Raw genomic sequence first — 18,562 nt, forward strand, 5'->3', positions numbered from 1 at the left:
GGGCGGATGTATATCCGCCCTCTTTTTATTTATTACTCATCCAGAGACTCACGCAGTAATTGCAGTACATCTTTCATCGCAAAAGGTCCATCTTTTTTAACATGTTCCGCAAATTCTGAAACGAGACGTAATGTTCTCACACTTTCGATTGGATGCTCTCCTGATGCACTTTCAGCTGAAAGCATAACTGCATTCGTCCCGTCCAGTACAGCTTGAAACACATCAGTCACCTCTGCCCTTGTTGGAATAGAATGATCTACCATAGATTGAAGCATTTGTGTTGCTGTAATGACATATGTATTCGTTCGATTACATTCCTGAATCATCATTTTCTGTAAAAGCGGAATGCATTGATACGGTAACTCTACTCCTAAATCGCCCCTTGCAATCATAATTCCATCTGCTTCTTTACATATATCTTGAAAATTCTCGATTGCTTCCATCGTTTCTATTTTTGCAATTACATTAGGTGACGTTTCTTTATACTGTTGTATAAAATCTCGTATTTCTTTTATATGACTAGGTTTTCTTACGAAAGAACACGCGATAAAATCAACATTCTCTTCTAAAAGAAACTGAATATCTTTTTTATCTTTCTCTGTAATAGCTGGTAAACGAACAGCCGCATCTGGTAAATTAACTCCTTTATGAGATGAGATATTGCCACCTGTTTTTACCTTCGTTTCTATTTTGTCCGTACTTATCTTTTCAACAATTAATTCAACTTCTCCATCATTAATTAAAATTCTACTGCCTACTTTCACATCATTCGCAATTCCTTCATAATCAACGCTTGCTTCTGTATTACTCCCTGTAACTGGTTGTGTATGTAAAATAAAAGAATCTCCTGCCTGAAGTGTAATTTGCTCTCCCTTCACTTCACCTAATCTTATTTTAGGACCTTGTACATCACCCAAAAATTTAATAGAGTCATCTAATGATTTCACTAAACGAATGATGTCTTTATGACTTTCATGCGTGCCATGCGATAAATTCAGTCGAACAATTTTCATACCATTCTTTATTAACTGTGCTAACGTTTCTTTATTATTACTTGCGGGTCCAATTGTACAAATTCGATCGATTGTCATTTTTGTCACCATCCTTTTTTTAATAAGTTTCCCATATGAACTTAAAAATAACAGAGATTCTGACATGAATAGATTTAAATTTACATGAATTTCATAAAATTAAACCTGTATCCCTTGCTGGCTAAGCATTAGAAGATATATTCGCTTTTTTGCAAATGAAGACATGTTGAATCGAAAGTAAAAGAAAAGTTAAGTATGGGATAAACCATTGAGAGTTTCGAAATTTTCATATATTGTATGAATTGAGTTCGAACTCAAAAATTTAAAAAGGTGGGAAAATTAGTGAATATGAAAAAATCTTTATCGGTGACAACTTTAGGGTTAGCGGTTTTAGGTTTTGGTTTTACTAATAACGCAAGTGCTTCAGAGGTCGATACTGTAGACAAGCAGCCCGTTTTAGTTGACTTTGATACAATTCAATCAACAAAAACATCTAGTGTTCCTAGTTTGACTGTTGCAGTTGCACCTAAGAATGACTCTAACATTAGCGTATATACTCCCTTTTTTGGTAACCCATATGCAGTTGCTAAATCGAATTCAACTACGACCGAAGACTATGTTTATGCAAAAGCAAGAACTTTCAATGGCGATGGCTCATTAGTGAATACGAAAAGTAATAGTGCAAAAAAATCATCCTTTGTAAGTGCTACAGCGACCAACACAAGCATTTATTATGGAGATGATTACGCTATCGGTAATCATACCTATAAATTAAGTGGTTATAATGATGTGAATCACGAAACAAAAGCTTTCTGGTAAGAAAGAGAAAAAAGATATGCATCTTGCATATCTTTTTTCTCTAATATTTTACATATATTGAGGTGCTATTTATGAAACAAATATATATTATTAGCGGTGTTTTACTTATTTCATTACTTACAATTTATATTTTGTTCAATACTTCATTCATACAACCTCATCCACCTTCCATAGAAAATAAACGAGAGCAACAAACCAATACTATTTCTTACGGATTGAAGGATAATCAAGGCCAACATATTAACAATGGTAGTACAATTACTAGTGAGGATAATAAAATTAATGTAACATTATCATTCGTACATACTATTAATGAAAACCGAAAATATGGATTAATTGTTCTAGAAGATTACGAACAAAAACCTTTTAAAATAGAAGATACTACTACTGAAATATCACACTATTTTTTTGATATGAAACCAAACAGTTCAATTACTACGAAAATCTCTTTACACACTTCTCCTAATGCAAGTGAATTAACCTTTTTAATAATTAAAAAACCTGAATACAAATTAAAAGATAATAACTTAAATAAAGCAGCTATTTTAGAAGATATTCTAAGTATGCGATATTCAATACATCCTCTTCAGAAAGAAAACGAAAAAATAAAACTCTCCCTTATAGATCCAGATGCTATTCTAAAAGATGGTCTTTACGAACCATTATTTGTTACGAACCGTGAAGAGAACTTACAAACTGTCTTCTTTGTAAAGGAAGGCAAGCAATTAATTTTATCAAACGGTAATGAAACAAATGATGAAATGACTTACGCAATCGTGGCTTTTAAAGATTGGAAACAAGTTGAAATATTTAACAATAGAAAAGTCGTTTATACTAAGGTTGCACCTGAAACGAGGCAAATCTTTAATTTCACATTGCCTTCAGTGGATCAGGAAAGTAATTTGCAACTCGTCGCTTTTCCATTTCCTTATAAAGTTAGCGAAGAAGATTATATCAGTCAACAAGCATTCAGTTCCTTTCGCATCGTAATTGAAAATGAAAATAAATAAGTTATACTATGCACATTACAACAACCTAAAAAAGGCCTACTCACACGAGTAGGCTTTTGAAACTATGAAAGTTTCGTCAATAACTGATTTAAATCTTTTTTCGTTTTCATCGTTAATGATTTCATTTTATTAATATCGATTTTTTCTTTCTCCGCTCCTACAATTAACGGATACATACTTTGACCGATTGTTTTAGAATCCGTCGGATGTGATGCTTCTAGCTCTTTTTCAATCACATCCCACTTTTCATTAATTTGTTTGCCAAGCTTATTCACTGTTTCCAATTTTGGATTAGCAGCTAACTGCTTGTCCAAGCTATCAATTAATGCTACAACTTCTTTAACATTCGTTTTCACAGCAACACTTTTCTTCGGATCTTTCGTTGTCTTTCCGTTATTGTTTGTGCTTGTACTTGTGCTTTGATCTGTTGTTTTCCCGCTAGTCGTTTGATCATTCGTTTTTCCTGTCGTCTCTTTTTCTTTTGTTTTTACATTTTCGTTTTGAGTTGACGTTTTGCCGTTACTTTCTGTCCCTGATGATTCTTTCGTATTTTTTGCATCCTTATCTGTTTTTTCATTTGAAGAAGTATTTGTTTCTTTTTCAGTATCTTTCGTTGTTTTTGACGCTTCATCTGCACTTGTCGTTTTTGCTTCTCCATCATTTTGCGCAGTTACTTGCTCTTTCTTTTCCGTTTCTTTATCTGCTGAAGGACTACAAGCTGCCATAGTAAGCATTGTACCAATTGTTATCGATGCGATAGCGACCTTTTTCATTTTCATATAAATCCCCCTATGTTTTACATAATTTATCCTCCCCTTTACGATTCGATTCCCCCTTAAAAAATCCCTTTTCATACGAATTATCATCTTTCCGACAGTAATCTTCATAATAATACGTACAAAAACTGATAAACTCATTTTAATATTCGAGTTTCTTCTACTTCATTTTTCTACTCGCAAGTAAAAGAAAAAGAGTATATTGTCACATTAAGAATTACGATCTTCATATGACGATATACTCTTCTATCAAATTTTTATCTTTCTTGACATTTTATTTATACAAAAAAATAAAATTTTCTTTCGTTTTTTGTTTCTCAACATTTGTTAACATAATATTTTTATGAGTAACCACCATTCGAGTGAATGACTTGCCCAGTAACCCATTTCGCTTCTTCACTTACTAAAAAAGAAATTAAGCGCGCAGCATCCACCGGTTCTCCTACTTTACCTTGCGGGAACTTCCATACTAAATGATGCTTCAGCTCCTCTGTAATCCATCCTGTATTCGTCGGTCCTGGATCTACAGCATTCACTGTAATCCCCTTCTCCATCGCAACTGGTGCTACTGACTTTGTAAATGCTTCAATTGCCCCTTTCGTTGCTGCATATGCTAGTTCATCTGGCATTGGACCTACTGACTGTCCTGAAGTAAGATTAATAATACTCCCGCCCGTTTTAAGTGAATAATGTTTTATAAACAATGAACTTAATAGCATAGTAGCCCGAACATTAACTGTATAATGTTTATCCAACTGCTCTACATCTAATTCCTCAATTCTTGTATGAGTAGAATATACTGCATTATTAACTAGAATAGATGGATCACCTAACCGTTCTGATACCATATAAAATAAACGATTTGGCGAATAAGACTGCGATAAATTGATTTCTGCCATTTCACATCGAACATCGTAACTTTCAATTTCCTTTTTCAGCAAAAAGGGTTCTTGATCACTCATTCCCCATGGCATCGCTTTATCATACTTTGGCCAGTACGTGAAAAAAATGTCTATCCCCTTTTGAGCAAGCACCTTGCATACAGCTGCACCAATTCCATTCAGACGAGTTGCCCCTGTTACAATTGCTATTTTCTTCACCTTTTTCTCCTCCATCTATACACAGATCCCCTGCATGAATACAGAGGATCTATCTTCTTATTGAATATTTGACAGTATACGTTCAGCACCTAATTTTAACATTTTAATAAAGATATAATTTACAATCGTAAACATTACAAATAAAACGATAAACATAACCCACAGTCCGACATGAAGGAAGAAGTATAATACACTTACTCCCCCCACAATAATTAAAGCTATTAAAATATTAGCTAAAAAATTCCACAAAGTTGTATATCGACTTTTAAATAATTTCTGCTCTGTATCCCAATGAATATCTGCAGTTTGCGCGTCCCAGCGTGTTCCGATTAAATTAATTAATAACAACCCGTTCGCACTTAGTAAAAACCACAGTATCATAAAGACTGGAGAAATCCCAGCTACAACTGCCATCGTAATACCGAATACTGCTAAAATGATCACATTAATTAACCAAGCAGTGATTGCTTTCGCAAAAAAGATATCCGAAGCCTTTACTGGTAAATAACGATTCACAAACCAAGAGCTTCCATCTCGCGAAAATGACGTTGTTGCAATGACGTTACTACCCATTAAAAATAACGATGCACAAAGGCCAACACCAATTGCAAATCCCGTTGTCTCTGAATTGTTAATATACTCTGTAATAAACTTTAAATTTCCATCTTGCACAAATAAAATAAAGAACAACATAATTGGCATAACGAAAGTTTGTACAATGCAATTTAAGAAAAATTGTGGTGTACGGAATAACGTTTTAAATTCTTTTTTCACATACGCTTTTAAATGCGAACTTTGTACTGTTGATTTCTGTAAACCTTCCGCCGAAATAACTTGTTTCTTTGCTGTACTCGTTGAAAGTCCAATAACCCCTTTTAAATATGTACGCTCTGCTATGTAATAAAACAACACAAAGAAGACAAATGAAATAACTGCAAAGATTATTACATATAAAGGTCCCTTCCAATTTGCATTTTCTACTAATGCTACTGCTCCAAAATATGTAGTTGGAAAATAGTTTGTCATTTGTACTAAAAGAGAAGACTGGTTGTTTGCAAGGTAATCCGCAATTGCATCTTCAGAAAACGAACTTTTATTTTTCCACTGCAAAAATACGTTAATTCCTACAATAAATAGTATACTTACGATTCCAATAAATATATTTCCTCGGTCTTTATTTTTCGCTATATTTGTATACCTCATAATAACTGTCATCAGTAACGAAGCTAGTACTAACGGCACAATTGGGAAGAGTAAGTAAATGAAAATCATATATATGTAATATGTAATAAATGCGCCACTTTTTAAACCGTACGTAATAAAGATCGGTAATAAAATAAATGAACTCATTACGTATTGTGTAATTAATACTGTTAAAAATTTGGCTGAAATAATTTGCGCTGGTTTTAATGGTAATGGTAATAACATTTCAATGTCATTGCTGTAGTAAAATACAGTTAAAATGTTCGTAATACTCATTAAAAATACCCATATACTCGCAATCGCAAGTCCCATTGCGATAATCATTCCTGGATCTTGCCCTAAATGTATCATTCCCTCATACATTGCATGCGTGATAGAACCAAACAGTAAAAAGCCGACAAATAAAATAGCTGCAAATGAAAATACATACGCCCATCGCTTCTTCTTATCTGTTATAAAATCTGCATAATTTAATTTCAATAATACTTTCGTTAACGTCCAAATTTTACTCATTGCCCGTCATCTCCAAGAACATTTTTTCAAGTGATTCATTGGATTTAAAATGATCTCTCATTTCATCTAAATTCCCTTTAAACTGAAGGTTTCCCTTATTAATAATCGCGACGCGGTCACATAATTTTTCTGCCACTTCTAATACGTGTGTAGAGAAAAATACAATCTTTCCTTTATCCGCATGCTCTCTCATCATTTCTTTTAAAATATATGCAGATTTCGGATCAAGCCCAGTTAATGGTTCATCTAAAATCCATACATCTGGCTCATGTACGAGCACACCAATAATAACGATTTTTTGTCTCATACCGTGCGAATAACTTTGAATTTGATCAGATAAAGCATTATAAAGATCAAACTTCTTCGCTAAAGACTCTATTCGTTCTTGTCGTACTTCTTTCGGCACTTCATACATATCGGCCATAAAGTTTAAATATTCAATTCCTTTTAATCGTAAAAACATATCTGGACTATCTGGTACATAACCAAACGTCTTCTTCGCTTCCATCGGCTCTTCCATAATATTTTTTCCGTTAATCGTAATAGTCCCTTTGTCCACCCCGTGAATACCAGTAATCATCTTAATTGTCGTTGATTTACCCGCACCATTCGGTCCTAAAAATCCAAAGATTTCGCCGCTAGGTACAGATAAACTTAAGTCTTTTACTGCATAGGTAGACCCATTATAACTTTTTGACACATTCGTAATTTCAATCATTTCATCCAATCCTTTCCTTAATTACCAAATAACTATATTGATATTATAGCATAGTTCTATTTTAATATTTTTACATTTTTCAGTATATTTAACCTTTAAAATAAATATACACCCCTAATCCAACAACTAAAACGACAGCTAGTATAATATAAATCATTGTTAAGCGTTTAATATTCCCCTTTGTCGCTTTGCTATAATTTGCATCACCATTCCGCCCAATTAACACCGTCGCAATGACAGTAATCACTACAAGTAATACAACGATCATGATCCAAGTTAGCATTTCTTCCTCCCCCTCCTTACAACCATTTTACAATATTATCCTCTTTATTTCGCAGCATATTTCCTCTTTTTACTATTATTATGAACCAAACTGGAAAACTATTATTACCATTCCTATCCATATGTGATATATTTATAACATAACGTGATTTATTTCTAACACTATAAGGAGGAACTATCATGAAAACAACTTGGATAAAATATTTAGGATTTCTCGGTTTCTTCGGTTTCCTCGGATTTTTTTATGAAAAAGGATTGTTTACTATGTTCTGTTTCTTCTCCTTTTTCACATCGTATAGAACAGTTCAACACGATGAACTGTTTGAACAAATTGTCAATAAATCGTGTCGCAATGCATTTATCGTTACGTTACTAACTACCACAATCATTATGTTTATTGAAATGTTATTTCCAAACCCTACGCTACAAGAGATTGATATCGCTCTTATTTTCGGCACACTCATTCTTACATTCGGCTTTTCTATGTTCTTTTTCGATAAACCAATGGATGAAATGGAAGATGCACCATGGCATTCGTAACGAGAATAAAAGAATACCGTGCCAAATTGAACATGACACAAGAAGATTTAGCGAAGAGCGTTGGTGTGCGACGTGAAACAATTAGTCATCTCGAAAAAGGTAAATACAATCCTTCCTTACAACTTGCTCACGATATAGCGAAGGCATTACATAGTACGATTGATGAGATTTTTATTTTTGAGGATTGATTAAAGACGTCCAGTCACAAGAATCACAAAAAAAATACCGTCATTCTTTCCAAGAAGAATGACGGTATTTCTCATTGATTATCCATATAAAACCGCATGAAATACGCCTAATAGCAAGTATTGATCCTGCATGTAATCTTCATCATATACATTCATCTCAATGTAATACATATCTTCCTCAAGACGAATATTCCAATCTGCAATTACATAGCCCTTTCGTAATAACTTTCCCATTCCAAATAAAGTTTTATGAACAACATATTCTTCTGCCTTATATGTAAAGGTAAATAAGAAATTTGCATCCAATAACTTTCCGTCACATACAAGTATTTCATGCTCTGCATCATGATTATCTTTGTACATTACTAAAATCCTTCTTTGGCGCTGCCTACTTACATCCTTTGCAATGACGCGAATATTGTCCTTACTATCCTTTATTTCATAAATAATATTACTACCAATTTTTGGAATAAAATCCAGCGCTCTCATCAGCGTATTTTTATAATAGCCCCTTACTACACCTACTTGCTCACTTCCATTATAAACCTCTATCGGTGTCGTATCTGCTTTGCTATCACACGGTCGTTTGTAAGAGAGCTGCATCATTCGCTCTCCTCTTAAGTACTGATCAAACGTCACAGGATATTCTATCATGCGCAGTTCTTTATTTAGCTCATACAAATAGCGTTGAACACTCTCTATTAATGTTGCAGTAGCTATACGCTCTTGAAGTTCAAATTCTTGCCAGCTGGAAAAAACAATCCATTGATTATGATCCTCTTCATAGAAGAAACCAAGAATTACCTCTTCACGGTCAGCCGTTTCATATTTCATAGGCACGTTCTGCCCATGTTGAACTTGTTCCATCCACTGACCTAAATAAATCCCCAGCTCTGCAACCTTCATACATGATTTTTGAAAAAATACGCTGTCACTCGCGCAAATCGTTACATCTCCTTCGATAAAGCCCTTTGAATAAGCATCATACCGTGGCTCATCCTTCTGCGGGAGATTTTTGTCTAACTCAAATAAAAACGTTAACATCCTTTATTCACCTCTAGTTGTTACACTAATCATACATGACATCGCATCACGCTAGGAAACTATTTATATACGCATATTTAATTCACGCATTATAACACGTGAATGACCTTGTATAGTAGCTCTATTTTTTTGTTCTATATCTTAGTATATGAATTTATATGAGCGATTTTTCAAATATATCTATCGCAACTTACAATATATCAACGATTTTTTCAATATATCTATCGCAACTTACAATATATCAACGATTTTTCAAATATATCTATCACAACTTACAATATATCAACGATTTTTCGACAAATATCAGCACGATTAAAATGAAGCTACCTTTTCTTCCGCCACTTCTACAATTTCTAAAATTTGGAGCAGACTCTCCACTTCATAAGTCGGGTTAACATCTGTCCCGTTTTCTTTCAAACTCGGATTATACCAACACGTATCAATGCCGTAATCTTCTCCGCCTTTCATATCAGAAGTTAACGAATCTCCAACCATTAGTACGCTTGATTTATCAGTAATCCCAAACTTCTCAAACGCATAATCAAAAATCTCACGTGCTGGTTTTTGATGACCAACTTCTTCAGAAATAATAATGTGATCAAAGAAATTACATAAAGGTGAATTTCCGATTCTTGATTGTTGCACCTTCGTATATCCATTCGTAATAATACCTAACTTGCAATCTTGTAGATTTTCACATAATTGTACTGCGCCTTCTATAAGATGTACTTCCTTCCCTAAATTTTCAAGGTATACATCACTAAATTGCTGTGCATCTACGTCTATATTATGAAGTGCAAATAATTGTCTAAATCGATCTACTGCTAATTCACTTAGCGTAATCATTTTATTTTCTAAATCTCTCCATAATCCATTACTAATCTCTTTATAGCTTGCAAGATAATCATTATACCCTGTAGGCATATCAAACTGTACAAACGCATTATGTAATGCGTGTCTTTCCGTTTCAGGGAAATCTAATAATGTATCATCTACGTCGAATAATATAACTTTGTATTTCATGATGTTTTTCTCAACTCCTATATTCTCATAGCATAATTATAACAACAATAGTAAAAGGAGGCTAATCCGCTCAGCCTCCTTTTACTTATTAGTCTTCTAGTAATAACTCTTTCATTTTCTCTAACGACTCTTTCGTAAAGCCAAGAGCCCTTTCAGCGTATGCTTCAACTGATCCGTATTGCTTTTGAATTTCACCAATCGCAGCTTGCAAGTATTCAGCACGTGCTTCAAACATTGCACCTAATATCGCTCTGCTCTCATCGTTTTGTAATTTCGCACCTAAAAAGGCCATCATTTTTTCATTTAGCTTTTCACGGAATCCGTTACTTAGTAAGTAGTCTTCCATTACTGTTTTTTCTGGTACACCTAGTAAAAGTAGTAATAATGCTGAACCAAATCCAGTACGATCTTTTCCAGCTGTACAGTGGTTTACTAACGGTAAGTTTTCCGGGTTTTGCGCTAAGTTTAAGAAGCTCACGAATGCCTCGTTACCACTTACGAAATCTTGATTCATTTTCACAAGATACTCACCTGGTTTTCCTAACATAGAAAGGTCACCAACTTGGAAAAACTCATTTATATTTAAGTCTTTCGCTAAGTCTTGCATAACTGGTAAGCACACTTGACGAGCACCTGTAATCTCAGGATTGGGCTTATGCTTTACCTCAAAGTCTGTACGATAGTCACAAATTAACTTTAAACCAGACTTTTGTAAATAGTCGATATCCCACTCTGTTAGTCCTGCTAATTCTTCAGAACGGTATAATTTGCCCCATTTCACTTTACGTCCATCTGTCGTTTCATATCCACCCATATCACGGAAGTTAAACGCACCTTGTAATGGCAATCTACGCTCAGCTACTGTCACTGCTTGTCCATTACTACCTACTAGTCTAAAATATGGACGCTCATTGTCGCTCGGGTTTTCAATTGTATATGATAATTCTCCATTTACAGTTGCAAGTAATTCTCCATTTTCTTCAATATGATCTGGCGAAGTACTCCAATAAATACGAACTTCTTCTATATTATTTTCCCACTTTATTTGTAACGTATTATCTTCAATTCTTTCTACAGTTGCTTGTAGCCAATTTCTTTGCTGTCCCATTCTTTCACCAACGCTTTCTCTTATAATTGAATCTTACCCTATTGTATTATGGGAATATCCGTTTTGTCGTTCTCATTTTTCTTTTTATCTTACAAACAGGCGAAAAGTTCTTTTACTTGTTCAAAATTTGTACATGGATTACCGCGAAATACGTATGCGATTTGTTCATTACCTAAATCTTCGTATACAACTGTTCCGCGATTAGGGTGCGAATAAAACTCTAACCCGTTTATAATTTGTTTTGGGCCATAGTTCATTGTCCATGAAGAAATAGGATAATACGCTTTGTTTTTATGTCTACAAACCCAAAGTGCATATAGTTTATTAACTTCGTCCCAGTATACATACTGCGTTTCGTCATTTCCGAAACCGACCGATTCAAGTTTCCAATTTAGTTTTTCATGAATTAACAAATTTACATAGGATACGTCATCTGGAGCATTCCACTCTCTACATCTTCCTATCTCACCCATTTCACTTCTCTTCGCTTGAAAGCTTAATAAGTGAAATGATGTATGTAATATCGTTTTCCCAAGCTCCATATTTACTGGTTGTAATTCAAATAGAAATCGTTCCATTTCGTCTTGGTTTACATATCCATGATCAACAGAAATTTCAACTTGTGTTTTCCATATAGATGTAACGTAACTTTCTTTTCCTTTATAATTTATACCTTTCCAATACACAAGCCCTTTATATTGAAAACAATCTCCTTTTGCTTGAGAAATACAGCTATCCGGAAATACTGGTTCCATTATATCGAGAAAAAATTCCTTTACTCGAAACATCCCAGTTGGAGTAACAACCTGAAACCAAAAAGTTCCCCACTTTTCACCTTCATAACGTTCTGAAACTTTTTCAACATTCCAGCCTTCTAACAATACATTTGGATACAGTAACACGAATGAATGCATGGATTGCTTTAACATATATAGTCCCCTCCCGCTATACGAGTTCGAGAGTATACATCATTCATCCTCCTAAAACTTTCTCACATATCTCTCAGTTGAACTAAGCAGCTGACATCCGTTCTTTTCAAAAACATCCTTCATCCACTCATTTTGCATATTTGTCTCACCAATATAATAAGATGCACCTATTTCCTTTAAGACAAACATCGCACCTGCAAATAACGCAGCTTCATATCCCTTATTACGCATATTTGGAGTAACTGCGAAGTACATAAGTTTCCCTTCTTCTAACGCACCTCTTTCAATATATGGAATTACAATTCCTATCGGCTCTTCACCTACACTCGCTATTAAACAATGTTCTTTCCACTGCTCACCAATTTCTTCTAGCATCATATGCACAAATTGATCATGAGCGACTGGTTCTCCCGTTGCTTCATTCCACAGTGAATAAAAAGCCTCTTCTCCAACTTCTTCAATAAGCTTAAAATCAATTTCACTTTCTACATCTTCTACTTCGTATATATCTTTAAATACAATCATGTTTTCCGTAACATATTCAAATGAATACGTTTCAAAACATTTTTTATACACATCATAATTTGGACTTTTTGAAGAGATTTCAAAATGTAGTTTTTCTAATCCATCTTTTTCAGCTTCAGCAACGTAATATTGCACCATCTCTTCTAATTGCTCTTCTGTAAAAACCTCTGCATTATTTTCTTTTATCATAATAGAAGAAGCACTTCTTCTTATTTTAAAATGTTTTTCTAACTGTTCTATCGTCGTCATATTCTTCCCTCATCTATATCATACTCGAATTTCTAATCGTTCTCCTTGCATGAGCAGGATTGTCCTTGAATATATAGAATACTAGAAAAGATCGCATCTTTAAAGTGCGGAGGAGGTTCTCCATTGGATATTACAGCATTGCAACAACAGTTAGAGCTTATACAACAAAATGACTACACGCAACTGCAACATATAGACGTAAATGAGTTAACTTTGAACATGCTTCAGTATATCGGAACGACTGATAGCTACGTTCGTTACCAACTTATATATAAATGTTTTGCGCATTTCATTCATCATGAATTCCTTATGGACGATCAGCTGAAATTACTTCTGCAAACTTGTTTAAGTGATGAGTATTTATATTGTGACATTTACTCCCCACATACAGATGGGGTTTTCACACGTTCTTACACTGTTTCGTTAATTGCGTTAATACTCCAATTCGCTAATTCGCACTACTTTTGTACAGAGGAGGATATCGAAGAAATAAAAAATAAACTCATTACATACACAAACTTAGAAACGGATTTTCGGGGCTATATTGAAAATAAAGGATGGGCTCATTGTCTTGCTCATGTATCTGATGCCTTTACTGAAATTGTTCATAATACGTATACAACTTTTGAATGGTACGAAGAATTAATTCATTGTTTATTAAATAAAATCTTTATTCCATCTGACCTTTTTCATAATAACGAAGATGAACGCATTGTTACTCCATTACTAGCAATGCTGTATCATGATTTTCCTCAGAACGATTTAATTTCTATTATTCATAAAAAAATAAAAAGGCTTCCTCAAATTAGAAAACGCCTTTCGCTTAATGAGTATTGTATTTTATGTGCCAATATTAAAACCTTTTTACGCACATTATTTTTCAGAACGAAAGATGACCATAACTTAGCCTTTACAGCACGTAAAACAGAAAGAATGTTAAAAGAACTTCCTAACTATTATTAAATACAAGGAGCAATGACATGGGTTATATTGAAGATATGAGAAATCTAGTAGGAAATCATCCACTTATTCTAATAGGATCACACGCCATTATATTAAATGAAAAAGATGAAGTATTGCTGCAGCTCCGTACAGATTTTAACCGCTGGGGCATTATTGGCGGTGCCTTAGAATATAACGAAACGTTAGAAGATGCTTTAAAACGAGAAGTGTTTGAAGAAACTGGACTTATTATTAAAAATCCAGAACTATTCCGTACATACTCAGGACCAGATTTCTTTCAAATCTATCCAAATGGCGATCAAGTACACGGTGTACTCGTTGTTTATATTTGCCGCGAATTCCACGGTGAGCTTGTATGCGACCATACGGAATCGAAAGAACTACGCTTCTTTTCACTTGATGAATTACCTAATAATCTTCCTCCTGTTATCGAGAAGATTATTACAGATTATCTAAAAAAATAAGGGAACGCTTAACGTTCCCTCTCAAATCCAATCCGTTTTTTAATTTCTGCTAAATTTATCTTCGCAATAGCGCGTGCCTTCTCAGCACCGTTTTCTAATGCTTCATATAATAAATCCGGCTCATTCATATACATTGCGTACTTTTCACGAGGTCCAGCTAACTCATGATCTACAACGCGAAACAACTCTTTTTTCACATCGCCCCATCCGATTCCAGTCTCATATTTTTCACGTAATGACTGTACTTCGTCTTCTGTCGCAAACTCTTTATATATCATAAATAATGTTTCTAATTCTTTCGGTTCATTTGGAAGTGAAGAGTCTGTTTTGATTTTAAATATTAACTTTCGAAGTTTTTCTTGCTCTGCAAATAATGGGATTACATTTCCGTAACTTTTACTCATCTTCCTTCCATCAAGACCAGGTAAAATAGCTCCTTCTTCTTGCACTACATACTCCGGTAGTGTAAATGTCGTGCCAAATGTATGATTAAAATACGTCGCAATATCACGCGCAATTTCAATATGCTGAATTTGGTCTTTTCCAACTGGTACATGAGTAGCTTGAAATAATAATATGTCAGCTGCCATTAAAATCGGGTACGTGTATAACCCCATATTCACTCCCGCATCGACCTCTAACCCTGCTTCTTTATTTTGCTCCACCTTCGCTTTATACGCATGAGCACGGTTCATAAGACCTTTCGGAGTTAGGCAGGCTAAAATCCAAGCTAATTCTAGAATTTCCGGTACTTCTGTTTGCCGATAAAAAACAACATCTTCCCCAAGTCCAAGCGATAACCAAGTAGCTGCTACCTCTTTCGTATAACTGCTGAACTTTTCTGAATCATGCACAGCATTTAATGCATGATAATCAGCTATAAAGTACAATGCTCTTCCTTCATTATTCTTTGACATTTGTAATGCAGGTTTAATCGCACCAATATAATTTCCTAAATGTGGATAACCTGTCGGCTTAATTCCTGTTAACATTATTTTTTCACTCACACTAACTCCTCCTTTCGCAAAATAAAAAGAGCCCCTCATCCTTAAAAAAGGACGAGAGACTCCCGCGGTACCACCTTAATTAGCTATCATTAGCTCACTTCATACTTCAATAACGTGAAGTAACCGTCTTTACCTACTCATTTCAGTTAGAAGCTCCAGAGTCCATTCCATATTCATCCCTTACTGATTTCCACCACATATCAGCTCTCTGAAAAGTTTCGAATATGTACTCTTCTCTTTCATTGCTTTTTCGTTATTTTTTACAGTTTATCACATTTCACTTCCAAACAAACCCTAATTTTCTATTTTATATAGCAGGAATTTCCACTTCAATTGTCTAATATTATATAGGTTTGTTGAAATATTCGAAACAACTTTGGAGGTTTTTTCATGGTAAAATATATATCAATTTTAGGTTCAACAGGATCCATCGGCACATCTGCATTAGATGTCGTTTCAGCTCATCCTGAACATTTTAAAATCGTCGGTTTAACCGCAAATTATAATATCGATCTTCTTGAGCAACAAATCAAAACGTTTCAACCTCGTATTGTAAGCGTTGCGACAAAAGACTTAGCAGACAAGCTTCGTACGCGTATTTCAGCAAATACAAAAATCACACACGGGACTGATGGCTTCATTGCAGTAGCTACTCACCCTGATTCAAATCTTGTATTAAGCTCTGTTGTAGGTGTTTCAGGATTACTTCCAACAATTGAAGCATTAAAAGCGAAGAAAGATATCGCTATTGCTAATAAAGAAACTTTGGTTGCAGCTGGACATATCGTAACTGAACTAGCGAAACAAAACGGATGTCGCTTAATTCCAGTAGATAGTGAGCATTCAGCTATTTTCCAATGTTTAAAAGGAGAAAATAATAAAGAGATTGAGAAGTTAATTGTAACAGCTTCCGGTGGTGCTTTCCGTGATAAAACACGTGATGAAATGCAAACATTACAAGCAAAAGATGCTTTAAAGCACCCAAACTGGTTAATGGGTGCAAAACTAACGATTGATTCTGCCACATTAATGAATAAAGGGTTCGAAGTAATGGAAGCGAGATGGCTATTTGATATTCCATATAAAAAAATTAATGTAATGATTCATAAAGAAAGTATCATTCATTCTTTAGTAGAATTTATTGATGGATCAGTTATGGCACAGCTCGGTGCTCCTGATATGAGAATGCCGATTCAATATGCGTTTCACTATCCTACTCGGCTACCTTCTTCCTATGAAAAATTAAATTTATTAGAAATCGGTAGTTTACATTTTGAAAAACCAGATTTAGAGAAGTTCCCTTGTCTACAATACGCATATGAATGTGGCAAAATCGGTGGTACTACTCCCGCTGTATTAAATGCAGCAAATGAAATTGCGAATGCGCTATTCTTAAAAAATGAAATTGCCTTTTTCGATATTGAAAAAACAATTTACAAAACAGTTGAAGCTCATCATAACGTAAAAGATCCTTCACTAGATGCTATATTAGAAGCGGATCAATGGGCACGCCAATATGCAAATGAATTGTTAATAAAAAAGCGCTAAAACAGTTCCCACTGTTTTAGCGCTTTTTTTCACGTATTCAACTTAACAAATCTATAACCGTGCGTAACTAATACTTTCAATATCGCATATCCTGGAATCGCTAAAATAATCCCCATAATCCCGAATAAGTTTCCGGCAGTTAAAATGATAAAAATGATAGTAATCGGATGAATATCTAACTTTTTACCCATAACTTGCGGAGAAATAAATTTACCTTCTGCTAATTGTACAACCATCATAACGATAATTACTTTTAACACCATTGCTGGCGAGTCGATAAATGCGATAATTAACGCTGGTGTAATCGCGATAATTGGTCCTACGTACGGAACGATATTTACAATCATCGCTAAAATCGCAAGTAATACCGCATATTTAATACCAATAATAAGATAACCAATTAATAGCATAATACCGATAAATAAGCTGACGATAATTTGACCTCTAATATACGAGCTAATCGCATAATGCATATCATCTAGTATTCTCATTGCTGCTGGTTGTCTTTGCTCTGAAATAAACTTTAAAAAGTGATTCGGCAATTGCTCACCATCTTTTAAAAGATAGAACAATATAAATGGAACCATTACAAATGTCAAAACAACCTCTGTAACAGTACTCAAAAATCCAGTTACATTCCCAGTTACTGATGATAATGACTTTGTAAAATCAACTGTGTATTCTTTTACCATATTCGCAACATTAATATTTAAATTCTCCTGAATTTTACCGAGTAAATTACTTTCCCCGAATCTACGTGCTGCTTGTTCAATCTCATGGCCAAAATACGGTAAGTTATCAATTAATGCATCAATTTGATCTTTAATAATAGGGATAACCGTTACAACTAAAAATACAAATAATCCTAGTACGATTAAATATATGGAAGCTATCGATACGATTCTTGAAACACCTTTCTTTTCTAAAAGCGAAACGAATGGATGCAAAATATAAAATAGCACGCCTGCTAATAGTACTGGGAAGAAAATTGTTTTTAAAAATACGATAAACGGTGTAAAAACAAATGATATTTTTGTTAGCAATAAAATATTAATGAACAATAACGCAAATCCAAGTAATACCGCCAAATAATTTTGTTCTCTAAAAAACTTTCTTAACTTATCTCTTTTTCTTATATTTATTTTCTCCAATGAAACCACCTCTTCGAATGATGAAAAGCCCTTATTCAGGGCTCTTCATCATAATCTATATCTCTATTTCTTTGCAGCTTTCACTACAAATGATACAATAAGAATTAACACGATTGCACCTAATAATGCCGGCACGACATGAATCCCACCAAATGATGGCCCAAAGGATCCAAATAATCTACCACCTAACGAAGCACCTAATAAACCTGCGATAATATTTCCGAACATACCACCTGGGAAATTTTTACCTGTTATAGAACTAGCAATTGCACCTATAATAGCACCAACTATTAATGTGATAATCCATCCCATTTTTAGTCCTCCATTTCTATTATAGTTTGTATGATTCAATACAAACATATGTATTTATC

General features: G+C 34.3%; 21 protein-coding genes and 1 other annotated feature. Of the genes, 7 read left to right on the top strand and 14 right to left on the bottom strand.

Annotation, left to right across the window (positions count from 1 at the left end):
• Positions 1-32 precede the first annotated feature (32 nt).
• Positions 33-1,091, bottom strand: a complete 1,059-nt coding sequence (locus tag BC_RS16595; protein ID WP_000151079.1) for a pyruvate kinase — start codon at positions 1,089-1,091, stop codon at positions 33-35.
• Positions 1,092-1,373: 282 nt separating this feature from the next.
• Between BC_RS16595 and BC_RS16600 the strand changes: the two genes are divergently transcribed.
• Together BC_RS16600 and BC_RS16605 are read left to right on the top strand one after the other, a co-directional pair.
• Positions 1,374-1,850, top strand: a complete 477-nt coding sequence (locus BC_RS16600; RefSeq protein ID WP_001056358.1) for a hypothetical protein — start codon at positions 1,374-1,376, stop codon at positions 1,848-1,850.
• 71 nt (positions 1,851-1,921) lie between these two features.
• On the top strand, positions 1,922-2,860 hold the full coding sequence (locus tag BC_RS16605; protein ID WP_000810155.1) for a hypothetical protein: 939 nt from the start codon (positions 1,922-1,924) through the stop codon (positions 2,858-2,860).
• A 62-nt stretch (positions 2,861-2,922) separates the two neighbouring features.
• Here the strand turns inward: BC_RS16605 and BC_RS16610 are convergent, their stop codons facing one another.
• The 5 genes from BC_RS16610 to BC_RS16630 form a co-directional block, all read right to left on the bottom strand.
• The gene (locus tag BC_RS16610; protein ID WP_000782544.1) at positions 2,923-3,639 is read right to left on the bottom strand and encodes a hypothetical protein; all 717 of its coding nucleotides are present in this window, start codon (positions 3,637-3,639) and stop codon (positions 2,923-2,925) included.
• 338 nt (positions 3,640-3,977) lie between these two features.
• Positions 3,978-4,736, bottom strand: a complete 759-nt coding sequence (locus BC_RS16615; protein WP_000716965.1) for an SDR family oxidoreductase — start codon at positions 4,734-4,736, stop codon at positions 3,978-3,980.
• Between the two features lie 57 nt (positions 4,737-4,793).
• On the bottom strand, positions 4,794-6,452 hold the full coding sequence (locus tag BC_RS16620; protein ID WP_000036886.1) for a putative ABC transporter permease subunit: 1,659 nt from the start codon (positions 6,450-6,452) through the stop codon (positions 4,794-4,796).
• A complete protein-coding gene (locus tag BC_RS16625) occupies positions 6,445-7,170 on the bottom strand; it encodes an ABC transporter ATP-binding protein (RefSeq protein ID WP_000570206.1) in 726 nt (241 codons plus the stop codon). The genes BC_RS16620 and BC_RS16625 overlap by 8 nt, the downstream gene beginning before the upstream one ends.
• A gap of 88 nt (positions 7,171-7,258) precedes the next feature.
• Positions 7,259-7,453, bottom strand: coding sequence for a hypothetical protein (locus BC_RS16630; RefSeq protein WP_000958863.1), 195 nt, complete (start codon positions 7,451-7,453; stop codon positions 7,259-7,261).
• 179 nt (positions 7,454-7,632) lie between these two features.
• On the opposite strand from BC_RS16630, the gene BC_RS16635 reads away from it, so the two are divergent.
• Both BC_RS16635 and BC_RS16640 read left to right on the top strand, forming a co-directional pair.
• Positions 7,633-7,992 (top strand): DUF3796 domain-containing protein, encoded by a 360-nt coding sequence (locus BC_RS16635; RefSeq protein ID WP_000859226.1) that lies wholly within the window; start codon positions 7,633-7,635, stop codon positions 7,990-7,992.
• A complete protein-coding gene (locus BC_RS16640) occupies positions 7,980-8,180 on the top strand; it encodes a helix-turn-helix transcriptional regulator (protein WP_000896323.1) in 201 nt (66 codons plus the stop codon). Before BC_RS16635 ends, BC_RS16640 begins: the two co-directional genes overlap by 13 nt.
• Positions 8,181-8,258: 78 nt before the next feature.
• On the opposite strand, the gene BC_RS16645 is transcribed toward BC_RS16640, so the two are convergent.
• The 5 genes from BC_RS16645 to BC_RS16665 all read right to left on the bottom strand — a co-directional run bounded on the left by BC_RS16645 (position 8,259) and on the right by BC_RS16665 (position 13,058).
• Positions 8,259-9,224 (bottom strand): tubby C-terminal domain-like protein, encoded by a 966-nt coding sequence (locus BC_RS16645; RefSeq protein WP_000955098.1) that lies wholly within the window; start codon positions 9,222-9,224, stop codon positions 8,259-8,261.
• A 312-nt stretch (positions 9,225-9,536) separates the two neighbouring features.
• The gene (locus BC_RS16650; RefSeq protein WP_000875906.1) at positions 9,537-10,247 is read right to left on the bottom strand and encodes a YjjG family noncanonical pyrimidine nucleotidase; all 711 of its coding nucleotides are present in this window, start codon (positions 10,245-10,247) and stop codon (positions 9,537-9,539) included.
• An 88-nt stretch (positions 10,248-10,335) separates the two neighbouring features.
• On the bottom strand, positions 10,336-11,355 hold the full coding sequence (locus BC_RS16655; protein ID WP_000531489.1) for a tyrosine-protein phosphatase: 1,020 nt from the start codon (positions 11,353-11,355) through the stop codon (positions 10,336-10,338).
• An 89-nt stretch (positions 11,356-11,444) separates the two neighbouring features.
• A complete protein-coding gene (locus BC_RS16660; protein ID WP_011110255.1) occupies positions 11,445-12,284 on the bottom strand; it encodes a hypothetical protein in 840 nt (279 codons plus the stop codon).
• Positions 12,285-12,335: 51 nt separating this feature from the next.
• Positions 12,336-13,058, bottom strand: a complete 723-nt coding sequence (locus tag BC_RS16665) for a GNAT family N-acetyltransferase (protein ID WP_000207417.1) — start codon at positions 13,056-13,058, stop codon at positions 12,336-12,338.
• 123 nt (positions 13,059-13,181) lie between these two features.
• Here BC_RS16665 and BC_RS16670 point away from each other — a divergent pair, with 123 nt between their 5' ends.
• Together BC_RS16670 and BC_RS16675 are read left to right on the top strand one after the other, a co-directional pair.
• Complete coding sequence (locus BC_RS16670; RefSeq protein WP_000355451.1) at positions 13,182-14,021, top strand: DUF2785 domain-containing protein; 840 nt, start codon at positions 13,182-13,184, stop codon at positions 14,019-14,021.
• 17 nt (positions 14,022-14,038) lie between these two features.
• Positions 14,039-14,485 carry an NUDIX hydrolase gene (locus BC_RS16675; RefSeq protein ID WP_000540457.1) on the top strand — a complete coding sequence of 149 codons (447 nt, stop codon included), beginning with the start codon at positions 14,039-14,041 and terminating at the stop codon, positions 14,483-14,485.
• A gap of 8 nt (positions 14,486-14,493) precedes the next feature.
• On the opposite strand, the gene BC_RS16680 is transcribed toward BC_RS16675, so the two are convergent.
• Entirely contained in the window at positions 14,494-15,492 is a 999-nt protein-coding gene (locus tag BC_RS16680) for a tryptophan--tRNA ligase (RefSeq protein WP_001290900.1), read from the bottom strand.
• Between the two features lie 44 nt (positions 15,493-15,536).
• Positions 15,537-15,744 (bottom strand) — a binding site (T-box leader).
• Positions 15,745-15,882: 138 nt separating this feature from the next.
• Between BC_RS16680 and BC_RS16685 the strand changes: the two genes are divergently transcribed.
• The gene (locus BC_RS16685; protein ID WP_000241785.1) at positions 15,883-17,040 is read left to right on the top strand and encodes a 1-deoxy-D-xylulose-5-phosphate reductoisomerase; all 1,158 of its coding nucleotides are present in this window, start codon (positions 15,883-15,885) and stop codon (positions 17,038-17,040) included.
• A 29-nt stretch (positions 17,041-17,069) separates the two neighbouring features.
• Here BC_RS16685 and BC_RS16690 read toward each other — a convergent pair whose 3' ends face one another.
• Both BC_RS16690 and BC_RS16695 read right to left on the bottom strand, forming a co-directional pair.
• On the bottom strand, positions 17,070-18,191 hold the full coding sequence (locus BC_RS16690; RefSeq protein ID WP_000411484.1) for an AI-2E family transporter: 1,122 nt from the start codon (positions 18,189-18,191) through the stop codon (positions 17,070-17,072).
• Positions 18,192-18,254: 63 nt separating this feature from the next.
• A complete protein-coding gene (locus BC_RS16695; RefSeq protein ID WP_000539732.1) occupies positions 18,255-18,503 on the bottom strand; it encodes a GlsB/YeaQ/YmgE family stress response membrane protein in 249 nt (82 codons plus the stop codon).
• Positions 18,504-18,562 lie beyond the last annotated feature (59 nt).

This window comes from Bacillus cereus ATCC 14579, assembly GCF_000007825.1.
In the GTDB taxonomy this organism is placed as follows: domain Bacteria; phylum Bacillota; class Bacilli; order Bacillales; family Bacillaceae_G; genus Bacillus_A; species Bacillus_A cereus.